17 protein-coding genes are annotated in these 20,760 nt (G+C 71.7%); 6 read left to right on the plus strand and 11 right to left on the minus strand.

The annotated features are described in order from the left end of the window. The first annotated feature begins 184 nt into the window (after positions 1-184). The 3 genes from pth (at position 185) to ACZ6C1_RS21480 (ending at position 2,192) form a co-directional block, all read left to right on the plus strand. Positions 185-787 carry an aminoacyl-tRNA hydrolase gene (pth, locus tag ACZ6C1_RS21470; protein ID WP_469242768.1) on the plus strand — a complete coding sequence of 201 codons (603 nt, stop codon included), beginning with the start codon at positions 185-187 and terminating at the stop codon, positions 785-787. Positions 788-841: 54 nt separating this feature from the next. Next, positions 842-1,309 carry a hypothetical protein gene (locus ACZ6C1_RS21475; RefSeq protein ID WP_469242770.1) on the plus strand — a complete coding sequence of 156 codons (468 nt, stop codon included), beginning with the start codon at positions 842-844 and terminating at the stop codon, positions 1,307-1,309. Between the two features lie 157 nt (positions 1,310-1,466). Next, positions 1,467-2,192 (plus strand): hypothetical protein, encoded by a 726-nt coding sequence (locus tag ACZ6C1_RS21480; RefSeq protein WP_469242772.1) that lies wholly within the window; start codon positions 1,467-1,469, stop codon positions 2,190-2,192. 78 nt (positions 2,193-2,270) lie between these two features. Here the strand turns inward: ACZ6C1_RS21480 and ppc are convergent, their stop codons facing one another. After that, a complete protein-coding gene (ppc, locus tag ACZ6C1_RS21485) occupies positions 2,271-5,000 on the minus strand; it encodes a phosphoenolpyruvate carboxylase (protein WP_469242774.1) in 2,730 nt (909 codons plus the stop codon). A 212-nt stretch (positions 5,001-5,212) separates the two neighbouring features. Here ppc and ACZ6C1_RS21490 point away from each other — a divergent pair, with 212 nt between their 5' ends. Together ACZ6C1_RS21490 and ACZ6C1_RS21495 are read left to right on the plus strand one after the other, a co-directional pair. Beyond that, positions 5,213-6,199 carry an acyl-CoA desaturase gene (locus tag ACZ6C1_RS21490; protein ID WP_469242776.1) on the plus strand — a complete coding sequence of 329 codons (987 nt, stop codon included), beginning with the start codon at positions 5,213-5,215 and terminating at the stop codon, positions 6,197-6,199. Next, positions 6,196-6,873 carry a TetR family transcriptional regulator gene (locus ACZ6C1_RS21495; RefSeq protein ID WP_469242778.1) on the plus strand — a complete coding sequence of 226 codons (678 nt, stop codon included), beginning with the start codon at positions 6,196-6,198 and terminating at the stop codon, positions 6,871-6,873. The genes ACZ6C1_RS21490 and ACZ6C1_RS21495 overlap by 4 nt, the downstream gene beginning before the upstream one ends. A 76-nt stretch (positions 6,874-6,949) precedes the next feature. Here the strand turns inward: ACZ6C1_RS21495 and ACZ6C1_RS21500 are convergent, their stop codons facing one another. Continuing rightward, positions 6,950-7,804, minus strand: a complete 855-nt coding sequence (locus ACZ6C1_RS21500; protein WP_469242780.1) for a trans-aconitate 2-methyltransferase — start codon at positions 7,802-7,804, stop codon at positions 6,950-6,952. A gap of 131 nt (positions 7,805-7,935) precedes the next feature. Between ACZ6C1_RS21500 and tamR the strand changes: the two genes are divergently transcribed. After that, complete coding sequence (gene tamR / locus ACZ6C1_RS21505) at positions 7,936-8,433, plus strand: MarR family transcriptional regulator TamR (RefSeq protein WP_073757514.1); 498 nt, start codon at positions 7,936-7,938, stop codon at positions 8,431-8,433. On the opposite strand, the gene ACZ6C1_RS21510 is transcribed toward tamR, so the two are convergent. The 9 genes from ACZ6C1_RS21510 to ACZ6C1_RS21550 all read right to left on the minus strand — a co-directional run bounded on the left by ACZ6C1_RS21510 (position 8,392) and on the right by ACZ6C1_RS21550 (position 20,561). After that, positions 8,392-9,177 (minus strand): LuxR C-terminal-related transcriptional regulator, encoded by a 786-nt coding sequence (locus tag ACZ6C1_RS21510; protein WP_469242782.1) that lies wholly within the window; start codon positions 9,175-9,177, stop codon positions 8,392-8,394. The genes tamR and ACZ6C1_RS21510 overlap by 42 nt on opposite strands. A 242-nt stretch (positions 9,178-9,419) precedes the next feature. Continuing rightward, on the minus strand, positions 9,420-10,562 hold the full coding sequence (galK, locus tag ACZ6C1_RS21515) for a galactokinase (protein WP_469242784.1): 1,143 nt from the start codon (positions 10,560-10,562) through the stop codon (positions 9,420-9,422). Beyond that, a complete protein-coding gene (gene galE, locus ACZ6C1_RS21520) occupies positions 10,559-11,530 on the minus strand; it encodes a UDP-glucose 4-epimerase GalE (protein ID WP_469242785.1) in 972 nt (323 codons plus the stop codon). The genes galK and galE overlap by 4 nt, the downstream gene beginning before the upstream one ends. Beyond that, positions 11,527-12,570, minus strand: coding sequence for a galactose-1-phosphate uridylyltransferase (gene galT, locus ACZ6C1_RS21525; protein ID WP_469242989.1), 1,044 nt, complete (start codon positions 12,568-12,570; stop codon positions 11,527-11,529). Before galT ends, galE begins: the two co-directional genes overlap by 4 nt. A 199-nt stretch (positions 12,571-12,769) precedes the next feature. Further along, complete coding sequence (locus ACZ6C1_RS21530; RefSeq protein ID WP_469242787.1) at positions 12,770-13,477, minus strand: response regulator transcription factor; 708 nt, start codon at positions 13,475-13,477, stop codon at positions 12,770-12,772. Between the two features lie 240 nt (positions 13,478-13,717). Further along, positions 13,718-15,499 carry an outer membrane protein assembly factor BamB family protein gene (locus tag ACZ6C1_RS21535; RefSeq protein WP_469242789.1) on the minus strand — a complete coding sequence of 594 codons (1,782 nt, stop codon included), beginning with the start codon at positions 15,497-15,499 and terminating at the stop codon, positions 13,718-13,720. Positions 15,500-15,555: 56 nt separating this feature from the next. Beyond that, the gene (locus tag ACZ6C1_RS21540) at positions 15,556-17,088 is read right to left on the minus strand and encodes an outer membrane protein assembly factor BamB family protein (protein WP_469242791.1); all 1,533 of its coding nucleotides are present in this window, start codon (positions 17,086-17,088) and stop codon (positions 15,556-15,558) included. A 16-nt stretch (positions 17,089-17,104) separates the two neighbouring features. Beyond that, entirely contained in the window at positions 17,105-18,628 is a 1,524-nt protein-coding gene (locus ACZ6C1_RS21545; protein ID WP_469242793.1) for an outer membrane protein assembly factor BamB family protein, read from the minus strand. A gap of 16 nt (positions 18,629-18,644) precedes the next feature. Next, complete coding sequence (locus tag ACZ6C1_RS21550; protein ID WP_469242795.1) at positions 18,645-20,561, minus strand: outer membrane protein assembly factor BamB family protein; 1,917 nt, start codon at positions 20,559-20,561, stop codon at positions 18,645-18,647. Between the last annotated feature and the right edge of the window lie 199 nt (positions 20,562-20,760).

Here is a 20,760-nt window from a genome sequence, read left to right on the forward strand (position 1 = left end):
CACCTTCTCCCTAGAGCCCGCGCCAGCGAATCCAGGGAGCCCTTCCTCGGGGGGTCCCGGGGGAAGGGAGGCCCCCGCCGAGCCGGGGGGGGGGGGGGGGGGGGGGGGGGGGGGGGGGGGGCGGCGCCCCCCCACCCCGTTTCCCTGTTCTGTGTCCGTGTACGCGTGCGAGGAGACTGACGACATGACGACGGCGACGGATGCCGGCGCTCCCTGGCTGATCGTGGGCCTGGGAAACCCGGGGTCGGAGTATGCCGCGAACCGGCACAATGTCGGGTTCATGGTGGCCGATCTCCTCGCGGGGCGGATCGGCGGGAAGTTCAAGCGGGCGGGCAAGGCGCAGGCACAGGTCGTTGAGGGCCGTATCGGTCCGGCGGGTCCCGGGAGCCGCCGGGTGATCCTGGCGAAGCCGATGTCGTACATGAATCTGTCGGGCGGTCCGGTGACGGCGCTGCGGGACTTCTACAAGGTGCCGACGGAGCACATCGTGGCGGTCCATGACGAGCTGGACATCGACTACGGGATGCTGCGGCTGAAGCTGGGCGGCGGGGACAACGGGCACAACGGTCTGAAGTCGATGACGAAGGCGATGGGTGCGGACTACCACCGGGTTCGCTTCGGGATCGGGCGTCCGCCGGGCCGGATGCAGGTCGCCGATTTCGTGCTGAAGGACTTCTCGTCGGCGGAGCGCAAGGAGCTGGACTACTTCGTGGACCGGGCGGCGGACGCGGTGGAGTGCCTGGTGACGGAGGGTCTGGAGCGGGCGCAGTCGGCGTACAACGCCTGACCGGTCCCGACCGGGATTGACCGGGCGCGGTCATGTGCCAGAGGATCGCGCCCCATGAGCAAGAAGCGGACTTCAGCCCTCCCGTATGCCCGTGGTGCCGCCATGGCGCTGGTCGCGCTGTTGCTGGTGGTGGCGGGTGTGTGGGCGTCCTGGGGCACGGCGCAGCATGTGCTGCTGTCGAAGGGTCGTGAGCACGGCATATTGACGGTCACCGGGTGTTCGGCGGACGTCTGTACGGGGCGGTACGACCCGGAGGGACCGGCGGGAACGCGTACGGACATGACGATCGGCCACTCGGTGGCGGTGGAGAAGGGCGGCCGTTATCCGGTGGTGGTGAAGCCGGACACGACGGAGCTGGTGCGCGCCGGATGGCCGGGTGGGTTGCACGCGTGGTTGCCGTTGGGCGGGGCGTTGCTGCTGGCGGCGCTGGTGATCGGCGGGGGGATGCGGTTGCCGCGGCTGGCGTGGGTGTCGGCGTCGGTGGGCGGTGCGTTGTTGGTGGGGACGTTCTTCGCGTTGTGAGCCGGTGGGCGGGCTCGCCGCAGTAGCGGAATGACTCATTCACTCAATCGTTATGCGGATGGCCCGGGAGGTGGTGCCCGGTGTCTTGACGGGGTTCGGCAGTCACAAGAGGCTTCAGCCGCCCCCCACGGCCCCCTCTTCTCACGTTGGACTGCCCATGCGCATGCTCACGCCCAGCGTCCTGCTGGTGACGGCCGCGGCCTGTTCCCTGCTGTTCCCCCACACCGCCTCGGCCACCCCTCCCGGCGACAACGGCACCGTCAAGATCCACGATGCCGCGACCGGTGAGGAGCTCCGTAAGAACGAACCGCACGTCTGCACCTTCTACCTCGACGCCTTCGGTTTCGACGCCGGGCAGCAGGTGGAGTGGCGTATCGAGTCCTGGGCGCCGACCGCCGGCACGAAGGGCGAGACCGCCGAGTCCGGTTCCCTGACGCTCGACGGCTCGGGTCATGGACGGAGCGAGGACCTGTCCCTGCCGGACGGTCACTACAAGCTGTTCTGGACCTTCGACGGCGAGCACGGGCGCGCCAAGCACAAGGTGTTCTGGTCGGCGTGCGACGCGGAACCGGGCGGCTCGCAGCCCGGCGGCTCGGAACCGGGCGACACCGAGCCGGGCGGCACGGAGCCCGGTGACTCGGAGCCGGGCGAACGGCCCTCCACCGAGGCGTCACCGGTCGGGAACGCCCCCGGCGACAGCCCGGGAGACGCCCCCCGAAGCCCCGGGAACGCTCCCGCCGCGAACGGCTCCGGCTCGGCGGACGACCTCGCCGAGACCGGCAGCTCCGCCCCGGTCGGCCTCCTGGCCACCGTCGCGGCCGTGCTCCTCGCGGGCGGCGCCTATCTGGTGGCCCGCCTCGGCAGGGTCAGGAAGCAGCCCTGACCACGGCGACGACACGATGAGGGGCGCCCGGTCCTCACCGGGCGCCCCTCATGTCGTTCCGCACGCGTTCCGCGGGCGTCAGCCGGTGTTGCGCAGACCGGCCGCCACGCCGTTCACCGTCAGCAGCAGCGCCCGCGCGAGCAGCGGGTCGGGGTCCTCGCCGCGCTCGGCGGCGGCCCGCTGGCGGGCGAGCAGCGCGACCTGGAGGTAGGAGATCGGGTCCAGGTAGGCGTCGCGGATGGCGAAGGTCTGCTGGAGCACCGGGTTGGAGTCGAGCAGTTCCTTGCCGCCCGTGACGCGCAGCACCTCGCTGACCGTCAGCGCGTGCTCCGCCTCGATGTCGTCGAACACGTGCCGCAGGTTCTCGGGCACAAGGGTCTCGACGTAGTGGCGGGCGATCCGCAGGTCCGTCTTGGCGAGGGTCATCTCGACGTTGGACAGGAAGTTGCGGAAGAAGTGCCACTGCTCGTACATCTCGTCGAGCACGGCGTCGAGGCCGGCCTCGCGCAGGGCCTTGAGCCCGGAGCCGACGCCGAACCAGCCGGGGACGATCTGCCGCGACTGGGTCCAGCCGAAGACCCACGGGATGGCGCGCAGTCCGTCGAGCGAGACGCCCGAGCCGGGGCGGCGGGAGGGCCGCGAGCCCAGGTGCAGGTCGGCGAGCTGGTCGACGGGGGTGGAGGCCAGGAAGTACGTCGGCAGGTCGGGGTCCTCGACGAGCCTCCGGTAGGCCGTGTGGGCGGCGTCGGAGACGGTGTCCATGGCCGCGTCCCAGCGGGCGAGTGCCTCGTCGGACTGGCGGGGCGCGGTGTGCAGGGCGGACGCCTGGAGGGTGGCGGCGACCGTCAGCTCCAGGTTCTCCCGGGCCAGCGACGGGATGAGGTACTTGTCGGAGATGACCTCGCCCTGCTCGGTGACCTTGATCTCGCCCTCCAGGGTGCCCCAGGGCTGGGCGAGGATCGCGTCGTGCGAGGGGCCGCCGCCACGGCCGACGGTGCCGCCGCGGCCGTGGAACAGCCTCAGACGGACGCCGTAGCGGTGGGCGACGTCACGCAGCCGGCGCTGGGCGCGGTGGATTTCCCACTGGCTGGTGGTGATGCCGCCGAACTTGGAGGAGTCCGAGTAGCCGAGCATGACCTCCTGGACGTCGCCGCGCAGCGAGACGAGGCGCCGGTAGGACGGGTCGGCGAGCATGTCGTCGAGGATGACGTCGGCGGCCTTGAGCTCCTCGGTGGTCTCCAGCAGCGGCACGATGCCGATCTTGGCCCAGCCGGCGTGCAGGTCGATGAGCCCGGCCTCGCGGGCGAGGACGGCGGCAGCGAAGACGTCGTCGGCGCCCTGGCACATCGAGATGATGTAGGACTCGATGACCTCGGGGCCGAAGCGCTCGAAGGCTTCCTTGACCGTGTGGAAGACACCGAGGGTCTTGGTTCCGGCCGCGTCGAGCGGGGCGGGTGTGGGGGCGAGCGGGCGGCGGGAGCGGAGCTCCTTGGCGAGCAGCTTCTGCCGGTAGTCGCGCGGCATGTCCGCGTACCGCCAGGATTCCTCGCCGAGGCGGTCGAAGAGCTGACCGAGGGCGTGGTGGTGCGCGTCGGCGTGCTCGCGGACGTCCATGGTGGCGAGCTGGAGGCCGAAGGCGGCCAGCGTGCGGATGGTGCGATCCATACGGCCGTCGGCGAACAGGCCGCCGCGGTGCTCGCGCAGGGACGTCTGGATCAGGGTGAGGTCGCTGATCAGCTCGGCGGTGCCGAGGTAGTCACGGCCTTCCTGGTGCGGGGTGCCCTTGGCGAGGCGCTCGCGGGTGTTGATCAGCTTCTGGCGGATGCAGGTGGCCTTGAGCCGGTAGGGCTCCTCCGCGTTGAGGCGCTTGTAGCGGGGGCTGATCTCGGGGAGGCTCTCCAGGTCCTTGTGGAGGGAGTCCAGCAGCTCCTGGGTGGCGCCGGCGTACCGGATCGAGTTCGAGAGCTGGCTGCGCAGGTGGTCGATCAGCTCGATGGCGTCGGTGATGCCGTGCTCGTGCTGGAGGATCAGGACGTCCCAGGTCACGGCGGGGGTGACGTTGGGGTTGCCGTCCCGGTCGCCGCCGATCCAGGTGCCGAAGGTGAGCGGGCGGGTGCCGGGCGGCAGCTCGACGCCGACGCGCTCCAGCTCGGCGGCGAGGTCCTCCAGGACGTCGCCGACGGCGCCCGCGTGCAGCTCGTCCAGGTAGTAGATGGCGTTGCGGGCCTCGTCGGTCGGCTCCGGGCGTACGACGCGGAGCTCGTCCGTCTGCCAGATGAGGTCGATCGACTCGGCCAGGCGCAGGTCGTGGCGGCGCCGGTCGGAGGCGATGACCGGGGTTTCCAGCAGCTCGGCGACGCGGCGGAGCTTGTTGAGGACGGAGCGCCGCGCGGCCTCGGTGGGGTGCGCGGTGAAGACGGGGCGCACGTTGAGGTGCTTGACCGTCTCGCGTACGTGCTCGGGGTCGCCGTCCTTGAGCATGTCGGCGGTGCGGGCGAGGAGGCCGCCCTCGGCGGCGCGCCTCTCGCGCAGTTCCTTGCCACGGTGCACCTGCTCGGTGACGTTGGCGAGGTGGAAGTAGGTGGAGAAGGCGCGCACCAGCTTGGCGGCGGTCTCCAGGTCGGTGTCGCCCAGCAGCTCGGCGGCGGCCTCGCCGTTCTCGCGCGTGAGGCGGCGGACCTTCTCGACGAGGTCGAGGAGCTCGGGTCCTTCCTGCCGTACGAGGGTCTCGCCCAGCAGGTCGCCCAGTCGGCGGATGTCGGCGCGCAGCTCGGCGCTGGCGGAGGGGGTCTGGTCGGCACTGCTCACAGGTGCGGCTCCTTGCAGTGTTTGAGCACGTCTGGAGGGGTACTGGAGGCTGCGGACCGCGCTGTCCGACGACACCCAGGATAGGTGTCGCTTCCGGCGGCGCTGCCCCCAGCCCTCTTGCCGCGCGCCGAACCGCTGCCATACTTACGTCGCCGTAGGTTACGGAACCGTAGCCACAGCTTCCGTTGTATCCCTCACCCCCAGGGGACCCCATGACCACAAGCTCCGACGTGCTCGAGACCTCGGACCCGTCCGCTTCCCCTTCTCCGGACCTGCCCCTCGCCACGCTCGGCGGGGACAGCAAGCGTTCGATCGAGCAGATCACGCTGCTGCTGTTCATCACGGTGCCCTTCCTGGCCCTGCTCGCGGCGGTGCCGCTGGCGTGGGGCTGGGGGGTGAGCTGGCTGGATCTGGGGCTGCTGGTGGCGATGTACTACATCGGCTGCCACGGCATCACGATCGGCTTCCACCGCTACTTCACGCACGGCTCGTTCAAGGCGAAGCGGCCGCTGAGGATCGCGCTGGCGGTCATGGGGTCACTGGCGGTGGAGGGACCGCTGGTGCGCTGGGTGGCGGACCACCGCAAGCACCACAAGTTCTCGGACGCGGAGGGCGACCCGCACTCGCCGTGGCGGTTCGGTGAGACCGTCCCGGCGCTGATGAAGGGCCTGTGGTGGGCGCACATCGGCTGGATGTTCGACGAGGAGCGCACGCCGCAGGCCAAGTACGCGCCGGATCTGATCAAGGACCCGGCGATCCGCCGGATCTCGCGGCAGTTCATCGGCTGGACGGTCCTGTCGCTGGCGATCCCGCCGCTGGTGGGCGGTCTGGTGACGATGTCGTGGTGGGGCGCGTTCACGGCGTTCTTCTGGGGTTCTCTGGTACGGGTGGCGTTGCTGCACCACGTCACGTGGTCGATCAACTCGATCTGTCACGCGGTGGGCAAGCGGCCGTTCAAGTCGCGGGACCGGAGCGGGAACGTGTGGTGGCTGGCCGTGCTGTCGTGCGGTGAGTCGTGGCACAACCTGCACCACGCCGACCCGACGTGCGCACGTCACGGCGTGATGCGGGGCCAGATCGACTCCAGCGCCCGGCTGATCCGCTGGTTCGAGAAGCTGGGCTGGGCGTACGACGTGCGCTGGCCAACCGCCGAGCGGATCGAAGCCCGACGCCAGGACAGCGCCGCGAACGCGGCATGATGGACGGTGTGGCGATCGACGGCAGTAGCAGCGGCAGTACTGACAAACCCAGGCGGGGGCGCCGGGTCCGGATGACGGGCGCCGAGCGTCGGCAGCAGCTGCTCGACATCGGCCGCACGCTCTTCGCCGAGCGGGGCTTCGAGGGCACCTCGGTGGAGGAGATCGCCGCGAAGGCCGGGGTCTCCAAGCCGGTGGTGTACGAGCACTTCGGCGGCAAGGAGGGCCTGTACGCGGTCGTCGTGGACCGCGAGATGCGCCAGCTGCTGGACATGGTGACCGGGGCCCTGACGGCGGGGCATCCGCGTGAGCTGCTGGAGCAGGCGGCGTTCGCGCTGCTCGACTACATCGAGACGTACACGGACGGCTTCCGCATCCTGGTGCGGGACTCGCCGGTCGCGCAGTCGACGGGTACGTTCGCGTCGCTGATCTCGGACATCGCCACACAGGTGGAGGACATCCTGGGCCTGGAGTTCAAGGCCCGGGGCTTCGATCCGAAGCTGGCGCCGCTCTACGCGCAGGCGCTGGTGGGGATGGTGGCCCTGACCGGCCAGTGGTGGCTGGACGCCCGCAAGCCGAAGAAGGCGGAGGTGGCGGCCCATCTGGTGAACCTGGCCTGGCACGGGCTGGACGGGCTGGAGCAGAAACCCCGGCTGATAGGCCACCGCAAGAGCTGACCGCGTCGGGGCGTGGCGCGTATGCGTGCCGCGCCCCGACGCGGGCGTATGGCAGGGGTCACCGTTAAGTGGGGCGTCACCCCCTGGACTCCTGGCCCGCGGCGGCGACGCTCCTGGTGGCCACCGCGAAGACCCGGCGGAACGGGAAGACCGTTCCGTGCGGGCCGGGCGGGTAGGCCTTGCGCAGCAGGTCGCGGTACTGGGCCAGGAATTCGGTGACCGCCTCGCCGTCGCCGTCCAGAGCGGTGAGGACGGGCCGCAGGGCGGTGCCCTTCACCCAGTCGAGGACGGGGTCCTCGCCCTCCAGGAGCTGGGAGTAGACCGTCTCCCAGACGTCCACGGCCAGCCCCAGGTCGGCCAGGCGCGTGAGGTAGTCGGCGGCGTCGAGGATGTGGACGAAGCGGCGGCCGTGGCCGGTGAGGCGGGCACGCCACTGCGGGGTCTCGCACAGTTCGCCCAGGAGGGCGTGGCTGGGCGAGGTGAAGTTGGCGGGCACCTGGAAGGCGAGGGTGCCGCCGGGGACGAGGCCTTCGGTCCAGACGGGAAAGGACTCGGGGTGGTTGGGCACCCACTGGAGCGCCGCGTTGGAAATGATCAGGTCGTACGGTTCGTCGGGCGTCCAGTGCGCGGCGTCGGCGGGGCGGAAGTCGAGCCAGCCGCCGCCGTCGGTGGTGCCGGCGTAGTGCTTCTTCGCCTGTTCCAGCATCTCGGGCGAAAGGTCGAAGCCGGTGATGCACGCTCCGGGCCAGCGGTCGGCGAGCAGCGCGGTGACGTTGCCGGGCCCGCAGCCGAGGTCGGCGATGCGGGGTGAGCGGCCCTCGGTGACGGCGGGCAGTTCGGGTATCCGGGCGAGCAGGTCGAGGAACGGTCGTGTGCGGTGGGAGGAGTGGCGCAGGTACTGCTGTGGATCCCAGATCGGTGCGGAATACATGTTCGAGCCCCCTTGCTGGAACGAAGTGCCGAAGCGGAACAGAGTCCCGGCCCCGTCATGCCCAATGGTCCAGCCGAATATTTCTTGACGTCAAGAGACTTCACATCGACAGATCCCCTACACTGATCGTCATGGAGGACGAGGTCGACCGACTGGTCGCTGCATGGCGCCGCGAGCGCCCCGACCTCGACGTGGAACCGCTCGAGGTGCTCAGCCGCGTCTCCAGGCTGGCCCGCCACCTCGACCGTGCCCGCAGGCTCGCCTTCTCGGAGCACAACCTGGAGCCCTGGGAGTTCGACGTCCTGACGTCGCTGCGCCGCGCCGGAGCCCCGTACCAGCTCTCCCCCGGCCAGCTGCTCACCCAGACGCTGGTCACCTCCGGCACCATGACCAACCGCATCGACCGGCTCGCCAAGAAGGGCCTCGTCGAGCGGCTGCCCGACCCCAGCGACCGCCGGGGCGTCCTGGTCCGCCTCACCCCCGAGGGCCGCGACCGCGCCGACCAGGCGCTCGCCGGACTCCTCGCGCAGGAGCGGGCCATCCTCGCGGAACTGTCCCGCGCCCAGCGGGCCGAACTGGCCGCGCTGCTACGCCAGCTGACCGCCCCGTTCGACAACATCCCCGGCTAAGGCGGGTCCCAGTTCGGCGGGTCCCACGCCCGCCCGGCGGGCCAGCGCGACGGCCGCCAGCGTGGAGTGCACGCCCAGCTTCCCCAGCACGTTCTGCATATGCGTACGCACCGTGTGCGGGGACAGGAACAGGCGCTCCGCGACGGCCTTGCGGCCCAGACCCGCCACCATGCAGCGCAGCACCTCACGCTCGCGCGGCGTCAGCGACTCCACCAGCCGCTCGCTCTCGGTGCGGTGCTTGCGCGCGGCCGTCAGCTCCCGCAGCACCCCGGTGAGGAGCGCGGGCGGCAGGTGCGTCTCGTCGCGCAGCACGCCCCGTATCACCGTCAGCAGCCGCTGCAGCGAGCAGTCCTTGGCGACCCAGCCGGACGCGCCGGCCTGCAGGGCGAGCGCGGCCCGGCCCGGGTCGTCCTTCTCGGCCAGCACGACCGTACGCACATCGGGACGGCCCTCACGGACCCCGGCGACCAGCGAGATGCCGTCCACGACCCCCTCGCCGTTGTCCGGCACGGCGCGGGCGACCGTCGGCGCGGCGGCGGCGCCCAGGTCGGCGTCGACGAGCAGCACATCGAACCTGCGGCCCTCGGCCGCCGCCCGGTCCAGGCACCGCAGCGCGGCGGGACCACTGCCGGCCGCCGCGACGTCCACGTCGGGCTCGGCCGCCAGAGCTGCGGCGAGCGACTCGGCGAAGATGCGGTGGTCGTCCACCACCAGAACCCGGATACGGACCACTGACACCCCCATGCGTCGAGGAAACGGAGCAGCTGCGGGTACGGCGCCCGGAGCCCGAGGTACCCAGTGGTCGCACGGCCGCCGCCGTGCAGTGACTGTTACCCCCGCCCCGGGCGTCGTACCCGGCTGTCTCGCCCCCTGATCAGCACCGGCCCCCACCGGTGCTGTGCATCAGAGTACGGCGGCGCGGCCCCGCGGGAGGCGACTTCCGCAAACTCAGGCCCACCCGGGGGCAGTCGAAGGAGCCCGTCCGCTCAGCCGGCGCGGCGCGCCCCCGCCGAGGGCACCGCCGGGAACACCCGCGGCGCGGTGTGTCCGGCCGCCGTGAACGCCTCCGTGACCGCCTTGGTCACCGCGTCCTCGTCCGCCGCCTCGACCAGCACGATCGCCGAGCCGCCGAAGCCGCCGCCCGTCATCCGGGCGCCGAGCGCCCCGGCCGTGGTCGCCACCGAGACCACCAGGTCCAGCTCCGGGCAGGAGACCCGGAGATCGTCGCGCAGGGAGACGTGCCCCTCGCTGAGGACCGGGCCGACCGCCCGCACGTCGCCCGCGTCCAGGAGGGCGACCGTCCGCTCGACGCGGTGGTTCTCGGACACGACGTGGCGGACGTACGAACGGATCGTTTCGTCACGCAACCGCCCCATGGCGTCGGACAGTTGCACGTAGTCGATCTCGCGCAGCGTGCGCACACCGAGCGCCCGCGCACCGGCCTCGCACCCGGCGCGCCGCTCGGCGTACGCGCCGTCGCCGAGCGAGTGTTTCACCCGGGTGTCCACGACCAGCAGTTTCAGCCCCCGCGCGGCGAGGTCGAACGGGACCTGGCGGGCCGTGAGGTCACGGGTGTCGAGGTGCAGGGCGTGCCCCTCGACGCAGCACGCCGACGCCATCTGGTCCATCACTCCGCACGGGACACCCACGAAGGCGTTCTCGGCGCGCTGCCCGACGAGGGCCACCTCGCGGGCGGTCAGCCCGAGCCCGTACAGATCGTTCAGCGCGAGCGCGGTGACGACCTCCAGGGCGGCCGACGACGACAGCCCGGCGCCCGTCGGAACGGTGGACGCGAGGTGGACGTCGGCACCCGTGACGCGGTGCCCCGCCTCCCGCAGCGCCCACACCACACCGGCCGGGTAGGCGGCCCAGCCGGTGCCGGCGAGCGGCTCCAGGGCGTCGACGCGGAGCTGGATCACGCCCTCGCCGGTGTCGGCCGAGTGCACCCGCAGCCGGCCGTCGGTCCGCCGCGACACGGCGGCCACGGCGGTGCGCGGGAGCGCCAGCGGCATCACGAACCCGTCGTTGACGTCGGTGTACTCACCGATCAGGTTGACGCGGCCGGGTGCCTCCCACACCCCTTCGGGTGCGGTCCCGTAGAGCCTCCGGAAGTCCTCCGCGACGCTCATGCCCCGGCCGTCTCCCGTGTCCTGGCGAACTCCCACGCGTCCGCCACGATGTCCGCCAGGTCCGGCCGGGACGGCTTCCAGCCGAGCCGGTCGCGGGCGGTGGCGGCCGAGGCGACCAGCACCGCCGGGTCGCCGCCGCGGCGGGCGGTGACGACCTCCGGCACCGGGTGGCCGGTGACCTCGCGGACGGTCTCGATGACCTCGCGGACCGAGAAGCCGCTGCCGTTTCCCAGGTTGCAGACGAGGTGCTCGCCCGGGGTGACCGCGTCCATGGCGAGCAGGTGCGCCTCGGCGAGGTCGGCGACGTGGATGTAGTCGCGGACGCAGGTGCCGTCGGGCGTCGGGTAGTCGTCGCCGTACACGGAGATCGACGCGCGCCTGCCGAGCGCGACCCGGAGGACGAGCGGGATGAGGTGGGACTCGGGGTCGTGGCGCTCGCCGTACTTCCCGTACGCACCGGCGACGTTGAAGTACCGCAGCGAGGCGGCGGCCAGGCCGTGGGCGGCGGCCTCACCGGTGAGCATGTGGTCGACGGCGAGCTTGGAGGCGCCGTAGGGGCTGGTGGGGGCGGTGGGGTCGGTCTCGGTGAGGGGGGTGGAGACCGGCTCGCCGTACGTCGCGGCGGTGGAGGAGAAGACGAGGCGGCGCACGCCCGCGTCCCGCATCGCGGCCAGCAGCGCCATGGTGCCGCCGACGTTGTTCAGCCAGTACTTCTCGGGGTCGGTGACGGACTCTCCGACCTGGGAGAACGCGGCGAAGTGCAGGACACCGTCGTAGGAGGCGTCCAGGTACCGGGCGGCGTCCTGGACACGGCCCTCGATGAAGTGCGCGCCCGCCGGGACGCCCTCGCGGAAGCCGGTCGACAGGTCGTCGAGGACCGTGACCTCGTGGCCGGCCTCCAGCAGGTGCGCGGCGACCACACTGCCGACGTAGCCGGCCCCGCCCGTCACCAGGTACGTGTTGCTCACTCGGTCGCCACCTCTCGCAGTCGGCGGGCCGCGGCTTCCGGCGGCACGTCGTTGACGAACACACTCATGCCGGACTCGGAGCCCGCGAGGAACTTCAGCTTGCCGGAAGTACGGCGGATGGTGAAAAGCTCGAGATGCAGGGCGAAGTCGTCCCGCCCACGGTCGTCGAACGGCGCCTGGTGCCAGGCCGAGACGTACGGCGTCGGCGGTTCACCGTCCCCGAAAATCCGGTCGAATCGCCTCAAGAGCTCCAGGTAGACCGGGGGAAACCCGGAGCGCGCGGCCTCGTCCAGCGCCCTGAGGTCGGGCACACGGCGCCTGGGGTAGAGGTGCACCTCGTAGGGCCAGTGCGCGGCGTACGGCACGAAGGCGATCCACTCGGGGGTTTCCAGGATCACCCGTTCGGCGTCGGCGCGCTCGCGCTCGACGAGGTCGTCGAAGAGGTTGCGGCCGGTGGCGGCGCGGTGGGCGGCGGCCGAACGCTGCATCAGGGCCGTGCGCGGGGTGGTAAAGGGGTACGCGTAGATCTGGCCGTGCGGGTGGCCGAGGGTGACGCCGATCTCGGCGCCCCGGTTCTCGAAGCAGAACACCTGCTTCACGCCCGGGAGTCCGGCGAGTTCGGCGGTGCGGTCGGCCCAGGCCTCGAGGACGAGAGCGGCCCGTTCCTCGGTGAGGCCGGCGAACGAGGCGTCGTGGTCGGAGGTGAAGCAGACGACCTCGCAGCGGCCGGAGTCGCCGGCGAGGGAGGGAAAGCGGTTCTCGAAGACCACAACGTCGTAGTCGCTGTCCGGGATCTCGCTGTGGCGGCCGTCGCGGGAGGGGCACAGGGGGCACTCGTCGGCCGGCGGGTGGTAGGTGCGGCCCTGGCGGTGCGAGGCGATGGCGACACGATCGCCCAGCAGCGGGTCGTGGCGGATCTCCGCGGTGGTGTGGATCGGGTCGAGGGGCCGGCGGTCGACGGCGTCGCGTACGAGGTCGTCCCTGGAGTCGTAATAGACCAGCTCACGGCCATCGGCCAGGCGAGTCGACGTCTTCTTCACCGTCTTCTTCACCCGCGGACTCCTTGAGGCATCCACTGAATTCACCATGCCTCAACATAATCAATCATGCCTCAACAACGTCCGTCAACGCGCGCCGACCAAGGAGTGAGCCATGCAGCGGGTGAACAAAGGAAAACCAACAGAAGCCGTCAGGTCCGACCCCGTCGCGCGCACTCCCCCGCGAGCCGGACCATGGCCGTCAGAGGATGTCCGGGCCCTTCGGCAGTCCCGCCGCCGCGCCCGACGACGCCGCCCGGTCCAGCAGCCCCGTACGGGCGGCCAGCGCGGCGGCCTCCAGCCGCGACCCGACACCCAGCTTCATCAGCACCCGCTGCACATGCGTACGCGCGGTGCTGGGCGCGATCCTCATCCCGGCCGCGATCAGGCGCGTGTCCTCGCCCTCCGCGACCCGCACCAGCACCTCCACCTCGCGCGGTGTGAGGAGCCTCAGCAGCCGCTGCCCCTCGTCGTCCGGCTGCGCGGCCGGGTTGAGCAGCTCGGTGAAGGCGCCCTGCAGGAGCTGCGGCGCCACCGCCGCCTCGCCCGCCCTGGCCTTCAGCATGGCGCGCTCCACGCCCTCGATGCGCTCGTCATGGCGTACGTAACCGGAAGCGCCGGCCGCGAACGCCGCCGCGATCCCGCGCGGGGAGGGCACCGGCCCGAGGACCACCACGGCAATCTGCGGGCGCTCCCGCTTGATCGTGGTGATCGGGTCGAAGACCCCCGGCTCGGCCGGTGCCGCCGTCCCCAGCAGGCAGACCTCGGGCGCCCTGCTCACCACCAGCTCGGCCGCGCCCGCCGTGGGGGCGGCGGCCGCGAGCACCCGGTGCCCGCGCAGTTTGAGCGCCGAGGCGAGCGCCTCGGCGAGCAGCCGGTGCTCGTCGACCACCATGAGCCGCACGCCCATTCGAGCTTCCCCCCATCCCCCTGGAGCCGACCCCCCGCCGCCCCCAGCACTGTTGACCCGGCAAGCTACACGCTTGTTCGACGTCGCGCGCCCCCTACCGGTCAGAAGCCCCCCAGAATGTCGAATTCTTCGCCAAACAGGGCTACATGAGCCTCACCATGTGGACGGCCCGGCACCACGAACGAAGTCCGTGGTGCCGGGCCGTGGTCCCGGGGCCGCGCGTGGTGCGTACGGCGCGGGTCAGTGCGTGGAGAACGCGATCGCCAGGTACTCCTTGCGGTCCGACGAGCCGCTCGGCGCGTCGAACATGTTGTCCGCGATGAACAGCCGGCCATCGGTGTACCGGATCTCGGCGGAGTCCAGGACGAAGGACGACTCCGCGTCCCGCACGGACTCGTCGGACGGGTTCTCCAGCAGAACGGTCTGCTTGAACGTCGCGCCGTCGATGCTCACGACCTGACCGCCCTTGTCGTAGGGCGGCTTCTTGTACGCGATGATGTTGCCGCCGTCCATCCGCAGCGGGAACATCGAGTACCGGTCGCCCGCGTCGGCCTTGTCGGCGGTGGGCTTGCCGGTGGTGAGGTCGAAGGAGACGATCTCGTTGGTGTCGCCGTACTCGCCGCCGCCCTCGTGGTCCTCGGTGGGCAGGTAGAGCTTGTTGTTGCCGACGACCACCCGGTGGCAGACCTCCACGCCGGTCGAGTCGCACTCGGCCGAGTACCGCTCGGCGTTCGCCGCGATCTTCACCTTGAGCTTGCCGGTCTTCTCGTCGATGGAGAAGAAGTCCGAGATGCCGGAGCCGTCACCGGCGGTGTCACCGACGTCGGCGGCGACCACCAGCGGCTTGGTGGAGACGATGCCCGCGTCCTCGACGCCGGGCGGCATCTTGAACGACGACAGGGGCGCGCCGGTCTTCGGGTCCAGGTTCTGGATGAGCAGGGTCGGGGCGTCGATGGAACCGCAGAGCCGGGCCGCCACGAGGGCCTCACCGCCACCGTAGCCGCGGTCCTCGCAGTCCTCGGCGTCGACCTGGGGCTTCCACAGCTCCTTGCCGGTGGTCAGGTCCCAGGCGGCGCCGCCGTCCAGGCCGCCGGCCGCGACGGTGGCCGCGCCGATGGTCACCTCGTCGAACGAGGCCTTCTCGTCACCGGAGTCGGGGCTCGTGACCGACTTGCGCCACAGCAGCTTGCCGGTGACCAGGTCGAGGACGCCGACCTCGGTGCAGGGCTGGAAGTTCTTCGGCGGCACGCGCTTGGCGGCCTCGAAGACGATGGCGGTCTTGTTGTCCTTGACGTGCCGGGAGGCCGCGCAGACCTGGCCGGGGAGCGGTGTCGTCCACAGGGGGGTGCCCTTGGCGATGTCGTAGCCGACGACGGACTCGATGCCGGTCTTCACATAGGCCTTGTCGGTGACCCAGGAGCCGTTCACACCGGTGATGTCGTTGACCTTGGGCAGCGGCAGCTGGAACGCCACCTTGGCCTTGGTGTTGGCGGGCGCCTTCTCCTTGCCGCCACCGTCCGGGGCCCCGCCGCCGCCGTCACCGCCGCCGCCTCCGGTGGCGCCGGAGGACCCCTTGGCGTCGTTCACGGGGTCGTCCTCGCCCGAGCTCGCGTACCAGACGCCACCGACGACGATCAGGGCCACGGCGACGGCCGCGGCGATGATGATCTGCATCTGGGTGGACAGCTTCTTGCCGCCGGACCCGCCCTGAGGCGCCGTCGGCTGCTGCATCGGAGCGGTGGGGTAGCCGTACCCCGGCTGCTGGTAGCCGTAGCCGCCGGGCGGCTGCGTGGGCGGCTGGCCGGGAACCTGTCCCGGTGCCTGCGGGTACCCGTAGCCGGGCGGCTGGGCGGGCGGAGGCGTCTGGGGTGCCTGCGGGTATCCGTACGCGGGACCCTGCGGCGGGGTCGGAGCGCCGAAGCCCCCGGGGGCGGGGTCCTGCGGCGCGCCGAAGCCTCCCTGCGGGGGCTGGTTCGGCGGCTGGTTAGGCGGCTGGTTCGGCGGTGGTGGTGGCTGCGTCATGGTGTGCGTACCTCTGGAAGGGAAAGGGGTCGATGCGTTGGGCGGGGGGGGCGCGGTCACGGGCCGAAGGCCATGAGGATGGCACTCTCCTTCTCCCGGGCGTCGTCGCCTCCGACGATGCTGCTGGGCAGGATGAGGTAACGGCCGTCCACGTACACCCCGCGCGGCTGGTCCAGCCGGTGGTGGAGTTCGGCGCTGGTCTCGGGCAGTCGCAGCAGCGGCCGGAAGACCGTCGCGCCCGGCGCCGCGGAGGCGAGCCCACCGGCACGGGACGTGCCGAGGGACGGTTCGATCTCGGCCAGCAGGTCGGATCCCGACATGCCCAGCGGCACGACACTGCGCTCGGGCGGTGCCGCGATCCGGCGGACGACCTTGCCGGTGTCCAGGTCGAAGCCGACGATCTGGTTGGTCGCCCCGGCCTGCGCGCCGGCCGGTACGGTCGCCATGTAGAAGGTGGTGCCGTGGACGACCGTCCGGCAGGTCTGGAGGTTGTTGGTGTCGACGACGTTCCGGCCGCACGCCGGGGCGTACTGGTCCGGGCCGACGAGCGCGGACCGCTTGGTGCCCTTGTCGGTGAGGGCGAGTACGGCCCGCTTGTTCTTCGCCCGGTCGTAGAGGGAGACCACCAGCGGCTGGACCGAGTAGATGTGGTCGATGTGGTAGCCGCGCTTGATGTCGTACGTCCACCGGGCCTTGCCGGTGACCGGGTCGACTTCCTGGACCTGTTCGTGCGGCACGTCGGCCGTGCCGTCCTCGCACATGACGGAAGCGATCAGCTTGGGGCCGCCGGCGAACGCCTGCGCCGTGCACGGGCCCGGGGCCTGGGCGAAGAGCTTCTTGCCGTCACTGAGCCGGTAGGCGGTGGAGAAGCTGACCCGGCCCGCGGTGACCGTGTCACCGCTGATCGCCATGGAGTAGTCGGTCCAGGCGTCATAGATGCCGTTCTGGGTGACCTTCTGCTCCCAGCCCTGCTTGCCGGTGCGCAGGTCGATCATCCGCAGTGAGCGGCACTCGCTCTTCTCGCCCGTGCCGACCCGGGTGAGCACGACGATCTTGCCGTCGGCCGACGCCTGGGGCGTCGCACGGCACAGATCGCGGCCCAGCGGCAGGCTCCACAGGTGCCGGCCGTCGGTGGTCGAGTAGGCCGACACCGTCCGGCGGCCGGCCGTGACGATGGTGTCCTCCACGGTCCACGGACCGAGTACGTCCATCCCCGTGCCGGCCAGGTCCACGCCGTTCTTGCGCACCCACAGCGCCTTGGCGTCACCGGCCTTGCGTCCCTTGTTGATCCGATCGGCCTCGGTGGGGTCGAGGCGGGACGGGTCGTTCGCCGCGGGCTGCGCCGGGGGCTTCGCCGCGGGCTTCGTCGGGGCGGCGGACGGCTTGTCGTCCCGGTCGCCGTCGCCGGACGTGGCGGCGTACCAGATCCCGCCGCCGCCGAGGACGGCCAGGGCCGCGACGGCGGCGAGCAGCGCCCGGACGTTGCGACGGCGTGCCGGGGGCGGGGGCGGCTGGTGGCCGCCCCCGTGCGGATTGAGCGAGGCGTACGGCCCGGAGCGGTCGTACGGCGGTGAAGATTGCTGCGTCATCGGACAGATCCTGCCGTCACGTGCCGAAGGCCATCATGATCGCCATTTCGCGCTCCTGGTCGTCGCTCCAGCCGTTGACCGTGCCGTTGACGACGATGTAACGGCCGTCGGAGTAGAGGGGCTTCGGGCCGAACAGGCGCCCTTCCTTCTGGGCGCGGTGCACCGGGGCCCACATCAGGACGCGCGGCTCCGTGGCCCCGGGGGCGACGGTCGCGACCGCGTCCCGCTCCCCGTCCAGGGTGTGAGCGCTGACCAGCAGGTCACGCCCGGACAGGCCCAGGGGGAAGACGGACCCCTTCAAGGGCGGGGCGATACGGCGCACGGTCCTGCCGGTCGCGAGGTCGACGGCCACGATCTCGTTGCCCTCGCTCCCGTCCGGCGCGGGTGCCGTGGGCACGTACAGCGTGTCGGCGTCCACGACGGTCCGACAGCTGAGCAGGTCGCTCTTGCCAGGCTCTCCACAGCGCGCGTCGAACCCGGTGGCACCGCTGAGCGTGGAACGCCAGGCACCGCCGTCCGTGAGGGCGAACACGCCGGTCGTCCCGCCCATGTCGTCGCCCACGGCCACGACCAACGGCTTGACCGAGTAGACGGACTGCACCCGGGAACCGCGCGGGACGGGATATCTCCACCGTGCCTTGCCGGTGACCGGGTCGAGCTCCTGGACCTCCTCCTCGGCGACTCCGTCGTTCCTGACGCAGGAGGCCGCCGCGATGAGCTTCGGTCCGCCGGCGAAGGCGTAGGGCACGCACCCCGTGACCGGCGGCGAGCCGAACAGCTTCTTGCCGTCGCTCAGGCGGTACGCGCTGGAGGCGCCCAGGCGGCCGACGGCCACCGTGTCGCCGGTGAAGGCGATGGAGTGCGTCTCGCCGACGTCCGACCCGTTCTCCTTGGCGATCCTCTGTTCCCAGCCCGCCCGGCCGGTCTTGAGGTCGATCGTCCGCAGCCTGCGGCAGTCCCCCTTCTTGCCGGGGCCGTCCTTGGTCACCACGGCGATGCGCTGGTCCGCCGTCATCCGGGTCGACGCGGAACAGAGGTCACCGTCGAGGGGCAGGCTCCACTTCTCCCGGCCGTCGGCGGCCGAATAGGCCGTGACCGTGCGGTACATGGCGGTGACGACGGTGTCGCCCACCTGCCAGGGGCCGTGGATGTCGACACCCGAGCTGGGGACGTCCACCACGTTCCTGCGCAGGTAGAGCAGCTTCGCCTCGTCCGGCTTGCGGCCGGCGTTGACCCGGTCCGCCGCCGCCGGGTCCAGACCGGACCGGGCGGCGGAGGCGGGGCCGGACGGCGTCGCGGCGGGTGCCGGGGCGGAGCCGGCCGCGGCGGGCCGCTCGTCGCCGCCGCCGTCGCCGGACGTGGCGTACCAGGCCCCGCCGCCGCCGAGGACGGCCAGGGCCGCGACGGCGGCGAGCAGCGCCCGGGCGTTGCGGCGGCGTGCCGGAGGCGGGGGCGGGGACGGCTGGTGGCCGCCCCCGTGCGGATTGAGCGAGGCGTACGGCCCGGCCGGGCCGGACGACGGCGGGTTCGGCTGATTCATCGAGCGGCCCCCGCCGTCACTTGCCGAAGGCCATCATCGTCTTCGTCTGCTTCTCCTCGGTGTCGTTACGGGCGCTGACGCGGCCGCTGGCGATGAAGAAACGTCCGTCGGCGTAGGCGTACTTCGGCGAGTAGAAGTCGCTCTCCATCTCGGCCGTCGAGGCCGGGTGCTGGAGCAGCACCTTCGGGGTGCCGCCCGCGGGAGAGAGGGTCGCGACGGCGCCACCGCGGTCCCAGGAGCCCTCCATGTAGAGCAGGACGTCACTGCCCTCCATGCGCAGCGGGGTCATCGTCCGCTGCGGGCCCGCGGCGGCACGCCACTTGGGCTTGCCGGTGTCGAGGCTGAACGCCACGACGTCGTTGGTGCCGTTGGTGAGCTGGGTCGGCTCCGTCGACATGTAGAAGGTGCTCGCGTCGGCGGCGACACCGATGCAGCCCTGGAGGTTCTCACCGAAGACGACGAAGCTGCCGCCGCACCTGGGGTTGAACTTGTCCTTGCCGCCGTCCAGCGTCGAGCGGAGCTTGCCCGTGTCCGTCAGCGCGACGATGCTCCACTTCTTGCTGTCGGGCTCCTCGGTGGAGATGACGAGGGGGCTGACCGAGAAGACCTTGGTGACTTCCCAGTTGGCCGGCAGCTTGTACGTCCACTTCGGCTTGCCGGTCGCCGGGTCGACCTCGCTGACCTCGTGCTGCGTCTTGTTGTAGTCACCCGTGCGGCACTGGGCCGCGGCGATCAGCTTGGGCCCGCCCGCGAAGGCGAACGGCTTGCAGTCGGCGTCCGGCGTGCCGAAGAGCTGCTTGCCGTCGGCGAGGGAGAAGCCGTGGGAGTTGTTGGTACCGGCGGCCGTCACGGTGGAGCCGCTGATGGCGAGGGTCATGTCGGACAGCGCGTTGAAGCCGGTCCCCTGCGGGACGGGCTTCTTCCACCCCGCCTTGCCGGTCTTCAGGTCGATCTGCTGGAGGACGACGCAGTCGGCCTTCTCACCGGCCTTGTCGTTGACGCCGATGGCGATCGTCCCGTCGGCGGCGGGCGCGACCGGTGCCGCGCACACCTCGGTGGGGAGCGGCACCTCCCACTTCTTCTTGCCGTCGGTCACCGAGTAGCCCACGACGCTCTTGTACATGGCCTTGACGATGGTGTCGCCGACGACCCACGGCCCGTACACGTCCGCGCCGTTGCGCGGCAGGTCGACGTCATTGGTCGCCAGCCACTCGACCTTGGCCTCGCCCGGCTTGCGCCCGGCGTTCAGGTCGTCATTGGCCTCGCGGTCACCGCCGCTGCCGTCGCCCTGGTCGACGGAGGACGAGCCGGTCGGGTCGGGCGCGGCGCTGGAGCCCTTGCCGTCGGACTTCTTGGTGTCGGTGTCGTCCCCGCTGAGGGCGAACCAGGTGCCGCCACCTATGACGAGCAGGGCGGCGACGGCCGCGCCGATGATGGCGGCGGGCTTGCCCTTGAAGGGTCCGCCCGTGCCGGTGGGGGGCGGGGTGGGCGCACCGGGGTACTGCGGCTGGGTGGGGTGGCCGCCGTAGGGACCCGGCTGGCCGTAGGGCCCGGGCTGCTGGCCGTACGGGCCGGGCTGCTGGCCGGGCTGCTGCGGGTAGCCGTAGCCGGGCTGGCCGGGAGGGGTCTGGGGGTAGCCGTAACCGGGCGGGGCCGGCGGCTGGGCCGGCGGCGCCTGCGGGGGCACCGGAGGCTGACCGGCGGGCGGCTGCGGGGCCCCGTAGGCGGGCGCGGGCGGCTGGGCCGGCGGTGCCTGCGGCGGTACCGGCGGCGGGGCCGGCTGCGCGGACGGGTCCTGCGGGGCGCCGAAACCGGGCGCGGCGGCCGGTGGTTGGCCGGCCGGTGGCTGCGGTGCCTGGGGAGGCTGCTGGTGCGGGTCCTGCGGAGACCCGAAGCCCCCCTGCGGCGGTTGCTGGCTGGGCGGCTGAGTCATCAGCGCTTCCCCCTTCGTGCGGTCCGCTGTCCGACCGGCCTCCCCCGCGATTCCGGCGCGCAGGTACCACCGGAAAGGAGCGAATCGGACATGGATCCCGCGGTGTCACATGAGTCGAGCGGGGCTTCTTTCTATCACTCGGCTCCGACACAAAAGGGGCCGGTCCGCCCCTGTTCCCAAGGGAGGACCGGCCCGTGAT

This window comes from Streptomyces sp. NPDC041796, from assembly GCF_055590785.1.

What these genes read in the sequence shown, in the direction of transcription:
- pth (WP_469242768.1), top strand. Translation starts at nt 185, where the DNA reads ATGACGACGGCGACGGATGCCGGCGCTCCCTGGCTGATCGTGGGCCTG.
- ACZ6C1_RS21475 (WP_469242770.1), top strand. Translation starts at nt 842, where the DNA reads ATGAGCAAGAAGCGGACTTCAGCCCTCCCGTATGCCCGTGGTGCCGCC.
- ACZ6C1_RS21480 (WP_469242772.1), top strand. Translation starts at nt 1,467, where the DNA reads ATGCGCATGCTCACGCCCAGCGTCCTGCTGGTGACGGCCGCGGCCTGT.
- ACZ6C1_RS21490 (WP_469242776.1), top strand. Translation starts at nt 5,213, where the DNA reads ATGACCACAAGCTCCGACGTGCTCGAGACCTCGGACCCGTCCGCTTCC.
- ACZ6C1_RS21495 (WP_469242778.1), top strand. Translation starts at nt 6,196, where the DNA reads ATGATGGACGGTGTGGCGATCGACGGCAGTAGCAGCGGCAGTACTGAC.
- ACZ6C1_RS21500 (WP_469242780.1), bottom strand. Translation starts at nt 7,804, where the DNA reads ATGTATTCCGCACCGATCTGGGATCCACAGCAGTACCTGCGCCACTCC.
- tamR (WP_073757514.1), top strand. Translation starts at nt 7,936, where the DNA reads ATGGAGGACGAGGTCGACCGACTGGTCGCTGCATGGCGCCGCGAGCGC.
- ACZ6C1_RS21510 (WP_469242782.1), bottom strand. Translation starts at nt 9,177, where the DNA reads ATGGGGGTGTCAGTGGTCCGTATCCGGGTTCTGGTGGTGGACGACCAC.
- galK (WP_469242784.1), bottom strand. Translation starts at nt 10,562, where the DNA reads ATGAGCGTCGCGGAGGACTTCCGGAGGCTCTACGGGACCGCACCCGAA.
- ACZ6C1_RS21530 (WP_469242787.1), bottom strand. Translation starts at nt 13,477, where the DNA reads ATGGGCGTGCGGCTCATGGTGGTCGACGAGCACCGGCTGCTCGCCGAG.
- ACZ6C1_RS21535 (WP_469242789.1), bottom strand. Translation starts at nt 15,499, where the DNA reads ATGACGCAGCCACCACCACCGCCGAACCAGCCGCCTAACCAGCCGCCG.
- ACZ6C1_RS21540 (WP_469242791.1), bottom strand. Translation starts at nt 17,088, where the DNA reads ATGACGCAGCAATCTTCACCGCCGTACGACCGCTCCGGGCCGTACGCC.
- ACZ6C1_RS21545 (WP_469242793.1), bottom strand. Translation starts at nt 18,628, where the DNA reads ATGAATCAGCCGAACCCGCCGTCGTCCGGCCCGGCCGGGCCGTACGCC.
- ACZ6C1_RS21550 (WP_469242795.1), bottom strand. Translation starts at nt 20,561, where the DNA reads ATGACTCAGCCGCCCAGCCAGCAACCGCCGCAGGGGGGCTTCGGGTCT.